General features: G+C 49.0%; 15 protein-coding genes, 1 pseudogene and 1 other annotated feature. Of the genes and pseudogenes, 9 read left to right on the forward strand and 7 right to left on the reverse strand.

Translation table 11 applies throughout. The features are described from left to right. Positions 1 to 180: pseudogene (locus RCO25_RS27915) on the forward strand (IS3 family transposase); the annotation flags it as partial. 196 nt (positions 181 to 376) lie between these two features. Then, positions 377 to 1,528, forward strand: a complete 1,152-nt coding sequence (locus RCO25_RS27920; protein WP_308999356.1) for a winged helix DNA-binding domain-containing protein — start codon at positions 377 to 379, stop codon at positions 1,526 to 1,528. A gap of 197 nt (positions 1,529 to 1,725) precedes the next feature. Here the strand turns inward: RCO25_RS27920 and RCO25_RS27925 are convergent, their stop codons facing one another. Further along, complete coding sequence (locus tag RCO25_RS27925) at positions 1,726 to 2,946, reverse strand: DUF418 domain-containing protein (RefSeq protein WP_308999357.1); 1,221 nt, start codon at positions 2,944 to 2,946, stop codon at positions 1,726 to 1,728. Positions 2,947 to 2,966: 20 nt separating this feature from the next. Beyond that, complete coding sequence (locus RCO25_RS27930; RefSeq protein ID WP_308999358.1) at positions 2,967 to 4,145, reverse strand: aminotransferase class I/II-fold pyridoxal phosphate-dependent enzyme; 1,179 nt, start codon at positions 4,143 to 4,145, stop codon at positions 2,967 to 2,969. 55 nt (positions 4,146 to 4,200) lie between these two features. Then, positions 4,201 to 4,437: a binding site (T-box leader), on the reverse strand. Positions 4,438 to 4,680: 243 nt separating this feature from the next. Between RCO25_RS27930 and RCO25_RS27935 the strand changes: the two genes are divergently transcribed. Next, the gene (locus tag RCO25_RS27935; RefSeq protein WP_308999359.1) at positions 4,681 to 5,370 is read left to right on the forward strand and encodes a class I SAM-dependent methyltransferase; all 690 of its coding nucleotides are present in this window, start codon (positions 4,681 to 4,683) and stop codon (positions 5,368 to 5,370) included. Between the two features lie 134 nt (positions 5,371 to 5,504). Here RCO25_RS27935 and RCO25_RS27940 read toward each other — a convergent pair whose 3' ends face one another. The 4 genes from RCO25_RS27940 to RCO25_RS27955 all read right to left on the reverse strand — a co-directional run bounded on the left by RCO25_RS27940 (position 5,505) and on the right by RCO25_RS27955 (position 9,449). After that, complete coding sequence (locus RCO25_RS27940; protein WP_308999360.1) at positions 5,505 to 6,185, reverse strand: S-layer homology domain-containing protein; 681 nt, start codon at positions 6,183 to 6,185, stop codon at positions 5,505 to 5,507. Positions 6,186 to 6,257: 72 nt separating this feature from the next. Then, a complete protein-coding gene (locus RCO25_RS27945; protein WP_308999361.1) occupies positions 6,258 to 7,457 on the reverse strand; it encodes an MFS transporter in 1,200 nt (399 codons plus the stop codon). Between the two features lie 38 nt (positions 7,458 to 7,495). Continuing rightward, positions 7,496 to 8,626 carry a Gfo/Idh/MocA family protein gene (locus tag RCO25_RS27950; protein ID WP_308999362.1) on the reverse strand — a complete coding sequence of 377 codons (1,131 nt, stop codon included), beginning with the start codon at positions 8,624 to 8,626 and terminating at the stop codon, positions 7,496 to 7,498. Further along, complete coding sequence (locus RCO25_RS27955; protein WP_308999363.1) at positions 8,616 to 9,449, reverse strand: sugar phosphate isomerase/epimerase family protein; 834 nt, start codon at positions 9,447 to 9,449, stop codon at positions 8,616 to 8,618. The genes RCO25_RS27950 and RCO25_RS27955 overlap by 11 nt, the downstream gene beginning before the upstream one ends. A gap of 346 nt (positions 9,450 to 9,795) precedes the next feature. Between RCO25_RS27955 and RCO25_RS27960 the strand changes: the two genes are divergently transcribed. The 6 genes from RCO25_RS27960 to RCO25_RS27985 all read left to right on the forward strand — a co-directional run bounded on the left by RCO25_RS27960 (position 9,796) and on the right by RCO25_RS27985 (position 16,118). Then, positions 9,796 to 11,196, forward strand: a complete 1,401-nt coding sequence (locus RCO25_RS27960; RefSeq protein ID WP_308999364.1) for a stalk domain-containing protein — start codon at positions 9,796 to 9,798, stop codon at positions 11,194 to 11,196. A 19-nt stretch (positions 11,197 to 11,215) separates the two neighbouring features. After that, positions 11,216 to 12,079, forward strand: a complete 864-nt coding sequence (locus tag RCO25_RS27965) for a phosphate ABC transporter substrate-binding protein (protein WP_308999365.1) — start codon at positions 11,216 to 11,218, stop codon at positions 12,077 to 12,079. Between the two features lie 170 nt (positions 12,080 to 12,249). Continuing rightward, the gene (gene pstC, locus RCO25_RS27970) at positions 12,250 to 13,218 is read left to right on the forward strand and encodes a phosphate ABC transporter permease subunit PstC (RefSeq protein ID WP_308999366.1); all 969 of its coding nucleotides are present in this window, start codon (positions 12,250 to 12,252) and stop codon (positions 13,216 to 13,218) included. Beyond that, positions 13,215 to 14,123 (forward strand): phosphate ABC transporter permease PstA, encoded by a 909-nt coding sequence (gene pstA, locus RCO25_RS27975; protein ID WP_308999367.1) that lies wholly within the window; start codon positions 13,215 to 13,217, stop codon positions 14,121 to 14,123. Before pstC ends, pstA begins: the two co-directional genes overlap by 4 nt. A 238-nt stretch (positions 14,124 to 14,361) precedes the next feature. Further along, entirely contained in the window at positions 14,362 to 15,141 is a 780-nt protein-coding gene (locus tag RCO25_RS27980; protein WP_308999368.1) for a 3'-5' exonuclease, read from the forward strand. An 80-nt stretch (positions 15,142 to 15,221) separates the two neighbouring features. After that, positions 15,222 to 16,118: a DMT family transporter gene (locus RCO25_RS27985; RefSeq protein ID WP_308999369.1), complete on the forward strand. Its 897-nt coding sequence runs from the start codon at positions 15,222 to 15,224 to the stop codon at positions 16,116 to 16,118. A 480-nt stretch (positions 16,119 to 16,598) separates the two neighbouring features. Here RCO25_RS27985 and RCO25_RS27990 read toward each other — a convergent pair whose 3' ends face one another. Further along, a complete protein-coding gene (locus tag RCO25_RS27990; protein WP_308999370.1) occupies positions 16,599 to 16,778 on the reverse strand; it encodes a hypothetical protein in 180 nt (59 codons plus the stop codon). Positions 16,779 to 16,782: the final 4 nt, after the last annotated feature.

Raw genomic sequence — 16,782 nt, forward strand, 5'->3', positions numbered from 1 at the left:
AGGCATAAAGGGCTGGCGGAGCAGGTGTTCGAGAAGCGAAAGCAAGTCTATGAAGCTGCGAAAGCCTCGCACCCTAATCGCTGGTCAGGTGCTACACGTGATTGGAGTTTGGAAGAAGAAGTTTGGCTTAACCCGGAAAAAGCTATGCCTATTCTGGCTGAGCAAAAAACGCAAACGTAACTATCTTATTTTCATTAAATCGCGACAACTATCTTGACAAATACCGGGGTTAGCACGCTCCATTACGAAGCCAACAGCAGCGAGTAAAAAACAAATTAATTCTTCGACACTAACCCTGCCATAATGCTGTCAGGGTTGATGAAATATAATTAAGCTCATAATGAGGAATAAGGAAGTTATGAGGAGGTTTTGGAGAATGCGTATAGAAACATCTCAGCACACCGGTTCTGCTTCGGCAGCCATTCTTAGCAAACGGCAACTAAACCGCGCATTGCTGGAGCGGCAAATGCTGCTGCAGCGCTCACGCGTTTCCGTACTTGAGGCTATTGAGCAGCTCGTTGCGATTCAAGCGCAGGCTCCTAATCCGCCATACTTCGCATTATGGTCACGGCTTGAAGGCTTCCGCCACGAGCAGCTCTCTAATTTAATGAATGAGCGGAGGGTCGTGCGTATTGCCCTTATGCGTTCTACAATCCATATGGTTAGCGCGCGAGATTGCTTGGAAATGCGCCCCTTGCTAGCAGAGGTTTCGGAAAAGGGTCTACGAAGCGCTTTCGGCAAAAAGCTGGCGGAATTAGATCTGGACGCTATTATCGCAGCTGGCCGCGCATTAGTCGAAGAGCGTCCACGCACCTTCAACGAGCTAGGCAAGGTGCTCGGAGAGCAATGGCCTGATGCTGAGCAAGCTGCTCTTAGCGCGATCATTCGGACCCATATCCCGCTAGTCCAAGTGCCGCCGCGCGGAATATGGGGTTCAAGCGGTCCAGCCGCGCATACCTCTGCTGAAGCTTGGCTTAGCGAGCCTCTTGCCGCGGCTCCTTCGTTGGATAAGCTGCTGCTCCGTTACCTCGCGGCCTTTGGTCCAGCCACCATCAAGGATATGCAGGTATGGTCGGGTCTAAGCAAGCTGCGCGATACGGTAGAAAGCCTTCTCCCTAAGCTGCGTACCTTCTCAGATGAGAACGGCAATGAATTATTCGACCTGCCGAATGCACCCTTGCCGCCTGCAGATACGATAGCGCCGCCGAGGTTCCTATCCGAATTCGACAACATGCTGCTCTCTTACGCCAACCGAAGCCGCATCATGGATGAGAAGCATAAACCCCAAATATTCACGATAAACGGCATTATTCGGTCAACGTTTCTTGTAGACGGATTTGTGCGAGGCACTTGGAAAATAGAACAAACGAGCAAATCAGCTGCTTTGCTTATTCAACCATTCGAGTCGCTGAGCGCGGCTGACCGAGAAGCGTTGGCACAGGAAGGAGCTCGGCTGCTCACATTTGCAGCTCACTCCGCCAGCACGCAGGACATTCACTTCATAGAATCGCAGTCAGTCAATGAGTAAACACTGCTGCTAACATCCTAGACTCATCGAAAAAAGAAGCAAACTATACGGTCTGCTCCTTCCGTTTTGTTTACAGCTTGAATCGTTTATCTCCAGCTGTATTATTTAACGCTGTCGAGGCCTGCTGCACTTCGTTTTTCCTATTGTGAATAGGACGTACTTCTCCCGTTCACTGCTTATATCCTTTTGTCCAGTTCCTATAATCTAACATCCACTACTGGATGATCTGCTAATTTCCGGATCGACCGCGGTTTGCCGCTAACAGACCAATAAGTCCACATCCGCAGCAGTCGCTCAAGCGGTCCATTTTTGAACCTGAACAATATAATGCTGGACACGACGGCCTGCACAGCATAAATGAAAAGTGCCAGCAGCAAGCCATTTAACATGCCAATTTCTCCGAACCAGCCGAGCCCATAGCCATAAAACAATGTCGTACAAATGACCGTTTGCATCAAATAGTTGGTCATGGACATCCGTCCAACCGCTTCAAACGCCGATATAACTAACGAGCTTTTTGCTAAAAACGATAATATAAGCGCCAACCCAAAAATATATCCGAGAGCAAGTATGCTCGCCCCAATATGCATCACCACACCGCTCCAAACCCAATCCGGCTGCAGCACGCCCAAGCTCTTTAACAATATGCCAAGCGGCAGCATACTGGCGGCTGCAAAGGCGTACCTTCGCCTCTCCCGTTCCGGGTTATGGAACCACTGCGCTTTGGCAGCCGCTATTCCAAACAGAAACATGGGCAGCATCAGCAGCGGCATTAAGATCATCAAAGCCACCATGCCGGCCAGAGGTAAATCTAGCGGGTCCTCATTTAAGCGAAAATCCATTATTTCCTCATATGTCCCGTCTCCGTAGATAGAGATAGACTGCATCACATATTCCTGCATGCGATCTTGCTCTTTTGGCGTACCTTCCTCTGCCCCATAGCTGATTCCCGCCAGTAACAAGGTTAAAGCGATGCCCCAAATGATAAGCGTCTTGGGCTTCCTTTTCACAAATAACAACAAACAAAAGCCCGTAACTCCGTAAGCGAGTAAAATATCACCCTCCCACAGCAATAGGCTGTGCATGAGGCCAAGCGCTATCAGCATGATAAAACGCCTTACCAAAGACCCACCCGATATTATCCCCTTCGACATCAAACCTTCTCGCAGCTTATACAATCCGTATCCGAACAAGAACATAAAAATAGGCATGAAGCTGCCCTCGACTACGATTTGCAGCGACTGATGCATGACTTCATCCATCCTGGAAGGGTTAAAATGCTGCAGCTCTTCTTTCCCGTATATCCCATATTGAAAAATGAGCATATTCGCTAGTAATATGCCTAGCAAGCAAAAGCCTCTAATCACATCAATAATGCGAATTCGGCTGCTCGTTTCGAATTGCTTAATGATCCCCATCACCTCTCCTATTCATCGCCTTACATACCTGAAGCACGCAAACAGCAATCCATGCGATCCAGCGCTTCGGTTAATCTCGCTACCGAGGAGGCATAGGAGCAGCGCAGGAAACCTTCTCCTCCCCGTCCAAACACATGTCCGGGAACCGTTGCCACTCCCGCTTCGAACAGCATCTTCTGTGCAAAAGCATCAGAATCAAGTCCCGTATGCGCAATCGACGGAAATGCATAAAACGCCCCTCGCGGCTCATGGCAAGGCAGACCGATATCCCGTAAACCCTTGACGAACATCCGCCTGCGCTGCGCGTAAGCATCGATCATCATATCCTTTTCCCCCAAGCCATTCCGAAGCGATTCAATCGCCGCAATTTGACCGAGTATAGGTGCGCACATGACCGTATATTGATGAATTTTCAGCATAGCGGCGATGAGCTCCTGATGTCCGCATGCATAGCCGATCCGCCAGCCTGTCATCGCAAAAGCTTTTGAGAAGCCGCTGATAAGCAGCGTTCTTTCTTTCATGCCCGGCAGCGAAGCAAAGCTAACATGCTTCTCATCATAGGTGAGCTCTGCATAAATCTCATCCGATATAACGATCAGGTTGTTCTTCTCCACCAATTTAGCGATCGGAAGCCAGTCTTCATACTTCATGATTCCGCCCGTCGGATTGTTAGGGTAGTTAATAATAAGCACCTTCGAGCGCGGAGTGAGCGCAGCCGTCAACGCCTCTGCCGTCAGTTTAAAATGATCCTTCGCAAACGTCTCCACCTCGATGACCTTACCGCCATTCAACTGCGCAATCGGGGAATAGGCGATATAGCTCGGAACAGGAACTAAGATTTCATCGCCTAGCCCGATTAACGCCCGCAGCGCAAGATCAATGGCCTCGCTGCCTCCGACGGTAACGAGAATCTCGCTTGCAGGCTCATATTGCACTTGAAAGCTATTGTGTAAATAGCTCCCGATCTCTTCCCTCAGCTCAAGCAGTCCGGCATTTGGCGTATAGGAGGTTTTCCCGAGCTCCAGCGCTCTCACGCAAGCCGCCCTCACATGCTCCGGCGTAACGAAATCTGGCTCCCCTACGCCGAGCGAGATAATATCCTTATTCCCCTCAGCCAAGCTGAAAAACTTACGAATGCCCGAAGGCGGAATTTGCTGTACCAGCGGCGAGATCTGCTCGCTCATCGACCATGTTTTCATGTCTGTTCCTCCTAAATTTAGGTTGCTGTGAAAACAAAAAAGAGACCCATCCCTATAAAGGGACGAGTCTCTACCCGTGTTACCACCCTAGTTTCACGCCAAAGCGCGACACTCTGCCCATGCATCAATCAATGCATGTTCCCGTTAACGCTGGAAATGCGGCAGAGCTTACTCTCGTTCAGCCTGCTTCTCGGAGATGGCTTTCCGTTAGTACCCGAACGTTGGTTTTCAGCTGCCCCAACTCTCTGTTCGATCAGGCCCATAACGTACTCTTTCTCGTCATAGAATGTAAAAGCTATTTAGCTTGTCATTTAGAATTTACGATCATCGAGAAATTTTCACCAATAATAACATCAATTACCCGGATGCGCAATACCCATTTTTTAACTTATGGACTCTCGCTATTTCATAGTTATTACCTATAAAGATTATTAGTTTTATATATTTACGTAATGAAGAAAGAAACTGTAAAATACAATTTAACTTAACCAGGAAGCGCACCAGGAGCACATTTAAATCTCTAGGAGGCTATTTTATGAGTGATATCGTAAAAAAACATTTCGATGCCGTCGCCCCCAATTACGATCAGCAGCGCAGGCAGCTTATTCCTTGCTTCGATGACTTTTACGGCATGGCAGCCGATGCCGTTGCATGCGTGAACCAGGCTCCCCGCATTTTGGATTTAGGGGCAGGAACAGGACTTTTTTCAGCCTTTATACGCAGTAAATATCCGCTTGCTTCTTTCACCTTAATCGATCTGAGCGAGGAAATGCTGAAGGAAGCACGCGCTCGTTTTGGCGATAATCCTGCATTTAACTATATCGCGGCTGATTATTCGAATTATCCCTATACGGAGAAATACGACGCCATCATTTCCTCCCTCTCTATCCACCATTTGACGCATACCGCCAAACGGGAGCTTTTCTCCACCATTCATGAGCGTTTAGTCGACGGCGGCGTTTTCGTTAATGCCGATCAAGCCGCGGGCTCGACTCCTTTTTGGGACGACTACTACATGTCGCAGTGGGTAAGCACGATTCAAAAAAGCGGCTTGTCTAACGACGCGATTGAAGCGTCGATTGAACGCCGCAAGGTCGATATCAACGCGAGTGTGCAGGATCAGATAAACTGGATTTGCGAGGCCGGCTTTGTCCATGCCGACTGCATTTATAAACATCATGGTTTTGCCGTTTTTGCCGCTTTTAAGAACGGAGTCACTGCTTAAAAAATCTCCTTAAAATCTTTCAAAAATAAATTATAATGAAAGACAAGCGAAAACATATAAATTCTTATATATCGAAAAAAGCAGCTGACCCGACTGTAAAAAGTCCGATCAGCTGCTTTTATATTAAACAAGTGTTATGCGTTTGTTTCCGGCTCCGGAGCGGCATTCTCTTTATGCGCTTCGATAAATGCCTTCGTATCATAAAGAATGGCCGCTGCTTCCGCACGGGTTAAGACATGTGCAGGATCAAAGTTTCCTTCTTCATCCAAGGAAATGATTTTGTACAAGAGCGCACGTTGAATGGTCCCCTGGTAATCAATCGTAATATCCTTCTCGTCTTGAATCGGGATAAACATTTTGACCGTTGGATATTGGCCCGTTAGCTCAAGCGCTTGGACGAGGTAATGCGTAAACTGCTCTTTCGTAAGCGGTGCAGAAGGATCAATATCCGCCGGGATATCAAGACCGTTGTAATGCGCAATAATAAAATCCTCCGCATACCACGCTTCATTTTTCACCTTTGTATAATAGTCGTCCGCGACAGGCGCCCTTTTGAAATCAATGGCAGCCAGGCTGATCTGCGTCGTTCTCACGATTAAGGAAATGCCCTGCGCGGCAGTTAGATTATCCTCTGGATGGAACGCCGTATCGCTCACCCCTTTTATGATCCCTTGCTGCTGCAGGGCTTCAATTTTGGCTTTGTTTCCTGAAGTAGCGATATCGCTAAAAGGCGCAGCCGCGAAGGCTTGCGATGTGATTGATGCAGAAAGCATGACTGCGACCGCTGCAATGGCTGTGCTCATTCGTTTCTTCATGGTCGTCCACCTCTTCTGTTCGGTTTTGGCCGTTCCCTTATTTGAACGGACCTGCGGCCAAAAAGGTTGCAGTCACCCTATATCTATGCTCCTTTCCTGATTCGTATATACCTTTCTTCGCAGCTGCATGTACAGCAAGCAAAAGCCGGCTATCCCTGCCGCTGCCAATATGCCGCATAGCTGATACATAGACTGAGGGCCGGCTTTCTCAAACATCCAGCCACCGATAATACCCGCCGCGATGCCGGATAAGCCGCCCCAAGTAAGCGCATAGACAGCCTGGCCCGAGGCTCTGAATTCAGCAGGCACCAGCAGGACGGTTAGCTGCGTGCCAATATAATAATAGCCGCCAAAGGTTAAGCAATGGAGCACCTGAATGAAAATGATTTGCTGCGCGCTGTCCGCACCAGACATGAGAAACCAACGCAAGGCAAACAGCATGCTGATTACCACAAGGCACAGCACCATGGTTCGCGAATTCTTTTTTAAATAACGGTCAAGCAGTAAAAATACCGGTATTTCAAAAATCGATGACCAAAAAGCGGACCAACCGATTAATGAAGCTTCTCCGCCCAGCTCTCTAATATAGAGGGAGATGAATGTGGTATTCATTGAATTAGGGATGGAGATGACTAATCCAATCATCAAAAAAAATAAGAAAGACCGGTTAACGAACATGGAGCGGTAATTAACTTTGCCCGCCGGAGCGGCCCCTCTCACCTCGCCCTTTGGAAGCGCAAAGGCAAAGACTAGTGAGATCAGCATCATAGCCGTATAAATCATCCAGAGATTATCGATGCCGATCTGTCCAATGACAGGCCCGGCCGCAACAGCCATCAGCGCCCAGCCAAGCGAGCCGAACAAGCGAAAAGCCCCGAATTTATGAGTTGTTCCCTCAATGCTGTTTAGAATCAGGCTGTTGCTCTGCGAAAATAAAGGCATTTGAAAAAAGAAGAAGAACAGCATGCTCGCGTAAATGATCGTATAGGATTGATACAAAAAGACGAGCTGCATGATGAGCATGCTTCCGGTAAGCATCACAATGAGAATAAGCCTGACGTTGCGGAGCCGATCGCTCAAATAACCCCATAAAGGATTTGCGATAATAGAGACGATAGGACCTCCTGCCATCAAGGCGCCGATCTCGAGCGTGGTCATTCCTATGGATTGCAAATATAATGCAAAAAAAGTGCTATAGACGGCGATCGCGCCGTATACGAAAAAGTTAAACGCCTTAATCAAATGAAAAGTCCGATTCGAATGGTTGTTCATATCCCTGTCCTTTATCCAGCTGCCAGCTCTCCTTGTCTTTATAGCTCGACCGCGGACGTTCGGGAACGCGTGATCACTTCCTCTGCGTCCACCTCACGTCCAAGCTCCTCCGACATATAGATGCCTTCGCTGATTAGCATGGTATTCAGCGCAATTTCCGCCGTTGGAAGCAGCGGCACTCTGCCTTGAAGCGCCGCAACCCAGTGATGCTGAGAGCTGCTGTAAGCATCCTCATTCTCATAAAGGCGATGCCTGCGCAAATCCATCATATCCAAATCCAGCGTGCTGTCCATATCCATATCGCAAACGGTGCTGTGGAAGCTGAACGGCTGCGCGCCTGCTCCTGTCAGCTCATTCGGCAGGCGTATGCCGCCTTTTGAGCCCGCGATGCTGCTGCCCTCGAAGCCGCCAAGATGCACAGCCCATGCCTCTACGATATCAAGCGTCAAGCCGCCTGTGAAACGGATAAAGCCCGCAGCCAATTCCTCTACATCAAAGCCGCTTTGCACTCTTCGCTCCAGCAGCATCTCCGTTTCTTGATACACTTTGCCTGAAATTCTCTCGACCTTCGGATTTCCCAGCAGATAGAGCAGCTGAGCAATATGATATACGCCCATATCCAGCAGCGCACCTCCGGCCGCCGTCTCCTTACGCGTAAAATAAGGCGTGCCGTAGCCATCGACAAAAGGCCGGTTCCTTCTGCGGAAGCCTGTTGAGCGCGCATGGTACAGCTTTCCGAGCATACCGCCGTCAATCAGCGTTTTGGCCGCCTTCGTGTCTTTACCATATAACGTAAACAGCTGTACATGCAATTGCTTTCCGTTTGCTTTGGCCGCATCGACCATCGCTTTGCCATCCGTATAGGTTCCCGCTATCGGCTTCTCGCAGTAAACATGCAGTCCCGCTTCCAGAGCGGCAATCGTTACCGGGGAATGAAAGTTGTTGTGCAAACATACATCAACCGCATCCAAATCCCCGCGCTTCAGCAGTTCACGGAAATCCGCATAAGCATACGGGATGCCATATTGCCCGGCAACCCGCTTTGCCTCCTGCTCATTGACGTCACACACGGCAACGAGCTCCGCGCCGGCGACTCCTTTATACTTTTCGATATGCATTTTGCCGATTTGTCCAACGCCGATGATACCGATTCTTATATTATTCATCATGCCGCTCCCCTCTGCCTGATTGCTGTTTGGCGTCGATCAAGAGCTTCTTCACCTTAGAAATAAGCAGCTCCGTTTCGGCATATTGATTGCCGGGCGCGTTATACTCCACGCTAAAGTAACCCTTATAGCCTGCTTCCTCCAGCATCAGAATGGTCTCCACAGCTTGGTCTCCATTCGCCGTTTCTTCGTCGAAATGGGTATGGTAAGCCCAAGGAGCAACAATGCTGTCGCCTTCCGCCTGGTTCTCTTTCCAGCGTCCCAGATGCACGAGAAAGCCAAAGGACGGATGATCAACCGCTTCTGCGAGGCGCTTCATCTCATTTGGATTCAGCGATGCCCCCATATGATTTTCCGGTCCGATAAGAAAACCATGCTCCGCCGCATAAGCCGCAAACTCCCGATAGCGCTTAACCGTGTATTCAAATTGCTCTTCGCTCATCTTTTCTTCGTTTTTGTAGCTGCCGCCCGTATCGATCCGAACGGTTTCGGCACCCAATAGAACGGAAGCGCGCAAATGAAGAAGCGCATTATCGTAAAGATACTGGCGCATCTCGTTGTCCGGGTCCCATAAATGCGCCCCGTCGATTGCAAAATTAACGACACGCATTTCTTTTTCATCCAGCGCCTCGCGTATTTTCCGAATATAGCTTTCATCCGCCAGCTTCATGATAGGCTTGCTGCTGCGGTTAATTAAAAAACCGTTCCACAAATCGACTGCATCCATCCGATATCGGTATTTGACGGTTTCCAAATAGCCGTATACATCCATCTTTCCTTCCAAATACATGTTGTTAAATGAATAACCTCCGATAGAAATGTTCATCGATTGATCCTCCAATTATGAATTAGATTCGCGTTCATACCCCATTATAAACCTCGTTTGAAGCTGGCTATGGTGCACTTTCTACTTATAAGGGGGGAAATATCTATTCTCCTGTCAGCGTATCAAAGCCTAGTTCGATATACCTCCTTTTATTTACAAATTCAATACAATTTCTAAATAATGGGATAATAAATAGCTGATAAGATCTAGTAGAAATGAACGACATGCTATAAACATGTTCCGAACAAACGCTGCCTGGGAGGGATCAAGCCACATACATACCGACCAAGGCGTCGGAGATTCGGTTTATACTAAAATACCCATTTGAGAAAGGTGATCCTATTCCATGCAAATGAAAAAAGCAATGGCCATCTCTATGATCGCAGCAGCAATCAGCGCATCGGCAGTCACTCCGGTATTCGCACAAACGGCAGCAGGAAATCAAGCTGTACAAATCAGCGCTTCAAGCTTTCTCGTTAACGCGAACCCGGTTTCCATCCGCACGATTGTAGATGGGGGCGTCACACTCGCTTCCGTTCGCGACATCACGAACGCTATTGGCGCTACGCTGCATATCAACAGTGACCACACGGTTGTCGTTAAGTTCGGCGAGAACACGCTGAAGCTAAAAAACGCTTCGAAATCCATTACGGTTAACGGCGCTGCCACTCCGCTTTCGCATCCGGTGAAGGAAGTCGCATACTCTACTTTTATCGAGCCTGCCGCATTCGTTAAAGCGCTTGGCGGAAGTTTTGAAAATAATGCCATCAGCACGGTGAAGCTGCTTGACGGAGCAGAGCATGCGATTTGGGTTAATGCTTCCCAGCTGATTGTGTCGGGCACAGCGGGCGAAGGACGCGAGGATTTCTTAGTTGATGCCGCTACTGGAAAAAACGAGCTCCTGCTGAAGTCCGAAGGCGCTTCCGAGCTCGTTCTTTCTCCTGATGGCAAAAGCGTCGCTTACTCCGATGCGAACGGTGCCGTATTCACGATTGACCTGAGCACGAAGCAATCGAAGCAGGTAAGCACGGACACCTCGATCAAAAATGAGCTGCAATGGTCAAGCGACGGCTCTTCCCTCTTCTTCCTGCAAGGCGACAAAAGCTCGGTTATCGCAAAGGTTGCCCTGGCTGATGGTAAAGTGACCAAGGTATTGGAAGACAAGGTCGACTACAAAGCGAACCTTGAAGTATCCGCTGACGGTACACAGTTTGCTTTCTACGTCTTCAAGCAACCGAAAGTAACTGCAGACAGCAGCAAGGACGTTGAGCTTGATGATGTCGCTATCGATGCTACGGGCACCGAGCCGCAAATCTACTTCTACAATACCAAGGCAGCAGACAACAAGCCGCTGCAGCTTACTAAAGATACGGCAGATAAGGTTTTCCTAGCACTGTCAGACGACGGCTCGAAAGTCAGCTACGTCAGCGTAAGCGCAGACGAGGCAAGCATCGGACAACTTGTAACAGTAGATAATGCAGGAAAAGCAAGCACGCCCCTGTTCGCTGACAAAGATGTTTATCAGCTCGTTCAAGGCGGAAGCAAACTCTATCTGTTAACAGCAGATGGAAACAACACCAACGCAATCTATGAGATCGACAGCGCAACGGGCGCAAGCAAGCTCGTACAAACGGTATCGGACAGCGCTTCGGAGCTGGTGGTTTCGAACGGCTCGGATATCGCGGCACTTATCGACGGTCAACTGGCTGTATTAACGAACGGCAGCTGGAAAAACATAACTAACTAATTTATGGAGGTTATTCCTAATGAAATGGTTTAAACAATTAACGATCGCAGCGCTCATCGCCGTAATCGGCTTCAGCTCCGTTCCTGCTTCCACGCCTACTGTTACCGCAGCTAGCAAGCTAAGCGGCAAAATCGTCATCAACGGCTCCTCTGCCCTTCTGCCGCTGACGCTTCAAGCAGCCAATGAGTTCAAAAAGCTCAACCCTAAAGTAAAAATCTCAGCTTCCGCTGCCGGTTCGATCACAGGGCCACAAGCTGTGCGCAAAGGCATCGCTAACATCGGAGCTGTTGACTGGGATGCTTCGAAGGATGTTCCCGGCTTCAAAAAATTCGAAGGCCAAGTTGCTCATAAAGTAGCCATTATTCCTTTCGCTGCCGTTGTAAATAAGAACGTAACGGCAACAAACCTAACGACAAAAGAGCTGCAAGGCATCTTCTCCGGAAAAATTAAAAACTGGAAAGAAGTTGGCGGCAAGGACGCTGAAATCATCGTTGTAAACCGTACGTTTGGTTCAGGCACTCGCGTAAACTTCCAAGACAAAGCGCTTGACGGTACCGATTTCATGACGAAAGGCGATAACTACAAGGAAGTAAAAACGAGCGGCGACATGAAGTCCGCAATCGAAACTACTCCTAATGCCATTGGTTATATGGACCTTGCTTATGTAACAGACAAAATGACGGCTGTAAAAATCAACGACATTGCTCCTACTGAAGTGAATGTCATCAACGGAAAGTACAAAGTATGGGGCTACGGCTACTATATGACAAAAGGCCAGCCGACAGGCGCAACGAAAGAATTCATCAAATATGTACAAAGCACGAAGTTCCAAAATGGTTCATTGAAGAAGCTTAAATTCATTCCGATCTCGGCAATTAAATAGTCTTTCTTCAAAGGAGCGGTCGGCTTGCGCGAATAAGCGCCTGAGTCGGCCGTTCTTTCCTTCAATGGCATTAATCATTATTCCCATTTATATTTCATAGCGAAAAGCGTCTGGGAGCCTAAAGACAAGGCCGGCTTCAGAATGCTTTTGCTTAGAGGAGCTTACCGTATATGTTGGAATCCACTCATGCCGGACGGCAGTCGCGGCCGCGGCTTTCCGCCGAGCTCGGCAAAGCCATACTGGCTGGCAGCAGCAAGCCTTTCGACCGAAGATCCCGCCTGTTCTTTACCAACCGTCTCTTTCGTTATCTCTGTATCGCGGCAGCCAGCTTCGTATGCCTGATTCTTTTTCTGATCCTGCTGCTGATGTTCCGTACCGGCGTGCTGACCTTCAGCCATATTTCGCCTATGGATTTCTTCTTCAGCACGGAATGGAATCCCGAGAATGAGCAATACGGCGCTTTGATCTTTATTTTTGGCACCTTCGCCCTAACGGCATTAACGCTGCTGATCTGCGTGCCCATTTCTCTGATCATTGCCGTGTTTCTATCTGTCTTTGTACCGCCCTGGCTCAAAAACATGCTTCGTCCGGTGCTTGACCTGCTCGTCGGCATCCCTTCCGTCGTTTACGGCTACTTGGGCTTGACGGTTCTGATTCCCTTGATTCGGAATGTGACCGGAAGCGGCATGGGCGATGGTCTGCTTGCAGCGGCGCTCGTGCTTACCATTATGGTTCTCCCAACCGTGAGCCGCATAAGCGATGATGCAATCAGCGCGGTTCCTTCCAAATTCAGCGACGCCTCCTACGCGCTCGGCGCTACCCGTTTCCAGACGGTGTGGAGAGTGCTGCTTCCTTCGGCCAAAAGCGGAATCATGTATGCCGTTATTCTAGGCATGGCGCGCGCGGTCGGCGAGACGATGGCTGTCGTTATGGTCATCGGCAATACGCCTCAGTTGGCCGACAGTCTGCTGAAGCCGACCTCCGTCCTCACAAGCAACATCGTTATGCAAATTTCGAATGTTCCGTTTGATTCCACGTGGAATTACGCGCTTTATTTGATGGGCTTCCTGCTCCTCGTCATATCGCTGTTCATGATCGTTGCCATCCGCTGGCTGCAAAGAAAGGGGTCACAAGCATGAAGCAAGTCCTAGATATTAACCCTTTGGCAAATCCGTTCAGCGGCAAAAAAGGACTCAACCGGCTCAAAGACCGCGTGTTCACTGGCGTGGTCTGGTCGCTCGGCATCCTGATCATCGTCTTTATTTTCGGTCTCCTTTTTTTAATTTTGCAGGATGGACTCCCGAAGATTACATGGGACTTCATATTCGGCCTGCCAAGCGAGATTGACGAGGGCGGCGGGATCGGTCCGACTCTGCTGAATTCCTTCTACGTTTTGTTTATTTCCTTGCTGATCTCCATTCCGCTCGGAATGGCAGCCGGCATTTATTTGGCAGAATTCGCGCCGGACAACAAGCTGATCGGCTTCGTTCGCATTTGCGTGGAAGGCCTAGCTTCGGTGCCATCTATTATATTCGGATTGTTCGGCATTGCGTTGTTCGTTGAATATTTCGAGATCGGCTTGACTATTCTAGGCGGCGCGGTCAGCTTAGCTTTTCTTAATTTACCTGTGCTGACCCGCGTAACCGAAGAATCGATACGTTCGGTGCCCAAGGAGCTGAAGAACGCTTCCTTCGCGCTTGGCGGCACTCACCTGCAAACGATCACCCGCGCGCTGATTCCCGCCGCATTAAACGGCATCATCACAGGCATCTGCCTTGTGGCTGGCCGCGCGTTTGGCGAAAGCGCGGTTATCATTTTGACTGCAGGCGTTACAACATCCGGTGAGATGTGGGATTTCAGCCTATTTTCGCCCGGCGCCACGCTGGCCGTCCATCTCTGGTATGTGCAGTCCGAGGCCATTGTCGGCGATGCGCAGGAAATTGCCCAAAAAGCGGCAGCCGTGCTCGTATTTGTCGTACTGCTCATCAATTTAGTCTTCCGTATTCCGCTTTGGCTTAATTCCCGCCGTATGAAGCGTTCCTAACGCGAGCCTCGAACCGCAAGCGGCATGCGCAGTATGCCGCTCCCTCCAGCCGTTCCTCTACGGATGCGGCTGTTTCTTTGCGTGTAAAATAAATGTAAAAAGGTTGGAACGGTACTCTACTACGTGGTGAAATTAAGAAAATAAAGCTGAAAACGCGTTCTACCATATTGTAGTTTCCATCTGGATAACTTTTTCTGATAGAATGGAGAACACAGGCTATCTATCGGAGGTTAAGATTTTGGATTATATTATATTGGATATTGAATTTAATGGACGTAAGTTTGCAAGTGAATTGCCCATGGAGGTCATTGAGATTGGCGCAGTTCGTTTAAATAGCTCATTGGAGCAGACAGATGAATTTTCCGCTTTAATCCGGCCCGTTTATTTTTCCAAGTTGAACAGCTTTATTAAGAAGAAAACCGGTATTCCACAGGAAGACATCGACACGGCGAGCCGATTTCCGAAGGTGATTGGCGATTTCACCGCATGGCTGAAAAAAAGTGACACCTTCCTGCTCTTTACTTGGGGCGGCGAGGACTTGAAGCGAATCGTCTACGATACGCGGATGCATAAGCTCGATGACAGCTTTTGGATGTCCGCTGATTATTTCGACCTGCTGAAAGGTTATATTCGGTACAAGAATGTCACGAATGATGTCAGCGTAGAAGCAGCCCTGCTCGATCTTGAAATTACGGCAGAAGGCTCTGCGCACCGCGCGCTCGATGATGCCCGCATGACGGCAGAAGTATTCCGCAAAATCTTTGGCGAGCTGGATTTCAGCCTCAAGCAGCAGTTTAAGGATATGTACACGAATGCCAAGGAACGCCGAATGGTTAAAAATGCGATTCGTACGATGACCTCGCAAAAAATCGTGCCGCAATGGGAAGTATTCGCCGAACGTTATCTTGCCGGCAAAGCCTCGTTTGAGGATGTAAGGAAGGTCGCGGAGCTTCAGCAGTATTTTGACGCCGAGCTGGAGAAGGCCGCCGCTAAGCCTACCGCCGGTCAAGTCGGTTAAGTCGGTTAAGTAGAGAATATAATACAAACCCCTGATCCTTGAAGAGCTGACGCTTTGAGAGAGTCAGGGGTTTTATAAGTATGGGAGATATTACAACGATGGAACGCAGCACCAAGTCAATCGCAACCTATGAATTGTTATACATTATCGGGATAATCGCTATCTCCTTTTCATCGATATTCGTAAGATGGTCCGATGCCGATGTAGCCGTCATTGCCATGTACAGGCTGTATTTAACCAATCTTATTATGCTTCCGCTCGTTTGGAAGTACCGCGCTGAAATGTTCCATCTCACCGCAAGACAATGGCGGCTGTTAGCCGCTTCAGGCGTAATGCTTGCCCTGCACTTTTTGCTTTGGATGGCATCCCTTCGCCTAACAACCGTTGCAAGCTCAACTGTTATTTTAACGCTTGAGCCTGTTATGGTGATGCTCGGCTCTTACTTCCTATTCCGAATCAAGGCGAACCGCATGATGCTGTGGGGCATGGGCCTTGCGCTTGCAGGCTCAATCGTCATCGGCTCGGGCGATTTCACTCTCTCCGGAGATGCGCTGCTTGGCGATATTCTATCCTTTCTTGGAGCGGCTGCCGTAGCCGTTCATATGCTGATCGGCAAGCAGCTGCGGAAGGATATGAGTGCCTTCGCTTATAACTTCTGGGTATTCGCGCTCGCTGCTACGGCGCTTGCATTCTACAATATCGTACGCGGCAATCCCTTCACGGGCTACAGCTCGAAGGAATGGGGCTTATTCCTGCTGCTGGCGATTGTTCCCACGCTGTTCGGCCATTATCTATTTAATTGGCTGTTGAAGCATATGAGCGCAGCTGCCGTGTCGATGTCCGTACTCGGCGAGCCCGTCATTTCCTCGCTGCTCGCATGGGTGCTTTTGAAAGAAGCATTGACGGGCTACCAGCTCGCGGCCGGAGCATTGATTTTGTTCGGGGTGTGGCTCTTTATCCGGCATGGCAAGGAGTAGGCAGCCTACATGGCATGCTTTATCTTCCAGATACGAGCTTTCATTCGGTTACTGCATTCTGTTACTGCATTCGGTAACCGCATTCGGTTATCGCATCCGGTTACTGCATTCGCTTACTGCATTCGGTTACCGCATCCGGTTACTGCATTCGCTTACTGCATTCGCTTACTGCATTCGGTTACTGCATTCTGTTACTGCATTCGGTTATCGCACCCGGTTACTGCATTCTGTAACCGTATTTTGTTTATACATCGCGCTGTAAAGGCTGATCGCCCTTTATCTACGCTGCAGATAATGCAACGTAATGCTCCTCTAATCGCTCCCTATGGAGCTACATTGTAGTTTGTACAACAGAATCAGCTATATGCGGTTCTTTTTCATATCTGAGTGCTGATTCTGTTGTATTTTCTGCAACGCAGCTGTCCGCTTCGAGGGTCATGTCAGGTTTCTAATGTATTTATTGCAGTGTAGCCATCTACTCTACGCCAACAAGTAAACGGCCGACGCCGTACTTGGCGGCAAAAGCTCGTTCGTTTCGCGGTGAAATATAAGCATCGCACGGCCGGAGCATTGATTTTGTTCGGGGTGTGGCTCATTATCCAGCATGGCAAGAGTAGGCAATAAAAAAGACGGGCTGATTCCAATGGTCAAATTGACCAAAGGA

Origin of the sequence: Paenibacillus sp. LHD-38 (assembly GCF_031157315.1) — a bacterium.
Lineage (GTDB): Bacteria > Bacillota > Bacilli > Paenibacillales > Paenibacillaceae > Pristimantibacillus.

Coding starts and splice junctions, on each gene's coding strand:
- RCO25_RS27955 (WP_308999363.1), bottom strand. CDS start 9,449: ATGAACATTTCTATCGGAGGTTATTCATTTAACAACATGTATTTGGAA.
- RCO25_RS27965 (WP_308999365.1), top strand. CDS start 11,216: ATGAAATGGTTTAAACAATTAACGATCGCAGCGCTCATCGCCGTAATC.
- RCO25_RS27925 (WP_308999357.1), bottom strand. CDS start 2,946: ATGGGGATCATTAAGCAATTCGAAACGAGCAGCCGAATTCGCATTATT.
- RCO25_RS27960 (WP_308999364.1), top strand. CDS start 9,796: ATGCAAATGAAAAAAGCAATGGCCATCTCTATGATCGCAGCAGCAATC.
- RCO25_RS27940 (WP_308999360.1), bottom strand. CDS start 6,185: ATGAAGAAACGAATGAGCACAGCCATTGCAGCGGTCGCAGTCATGCTT.
- RCO25_RS27920 (WP_308999356.1), top strand. CDS start 377: ATGCGTATAGAAACATCTCAGCACACCGGTTCTGCTTCGGCAGCCATT.
- RCO25_RS27935 (WP_308999359.1), top strand. CDS start 4,681: ATGAGTGATATCGTAAAAAAACATTTCGATGCCGTCGCCCCCAATTAC.
- pstA (WP_308999367.1), top strand. CDS start 13,215: ATGAAGCAAGTCCTAGATATTAACCCTTTGGCAAATCCGTTCAGCGGC.
- RCO25_RS27930 (WP_308999358.1), bottom strand. CDS start 4,145: ATGAAAACATGGTCGATGAGCGAGCAGATCTCGCCGCTGGTACAGCAA.
- RCO25_RS27945 (WP_308999361.1), bottom strand. CDS start 7,457: ATGAACAACCATTCGAATCGGACTTTTCATTTGATTAAGGCGTTTAAC.
- pstC (WP_308999366.1), top strand. CDS start 12,250: ATGTTGGAATCCACTCATGCCGGACGGCAGTCGCGGCCGCGGCTTTCC.
- RCO25_RS27950 (WP_308999362.1), bottom strand. CDS start 8,626: ATGATGAATAATATAAGAATCGGTATCATCGGCGTTGGACAAATCGGC.
- RCO25_RS27985 (WP_308999369.1), top strand. CDS start 15,222: ATGGGAGATATTACAACGATGGAACGCAGCACCAAGTCAATCGCAACC.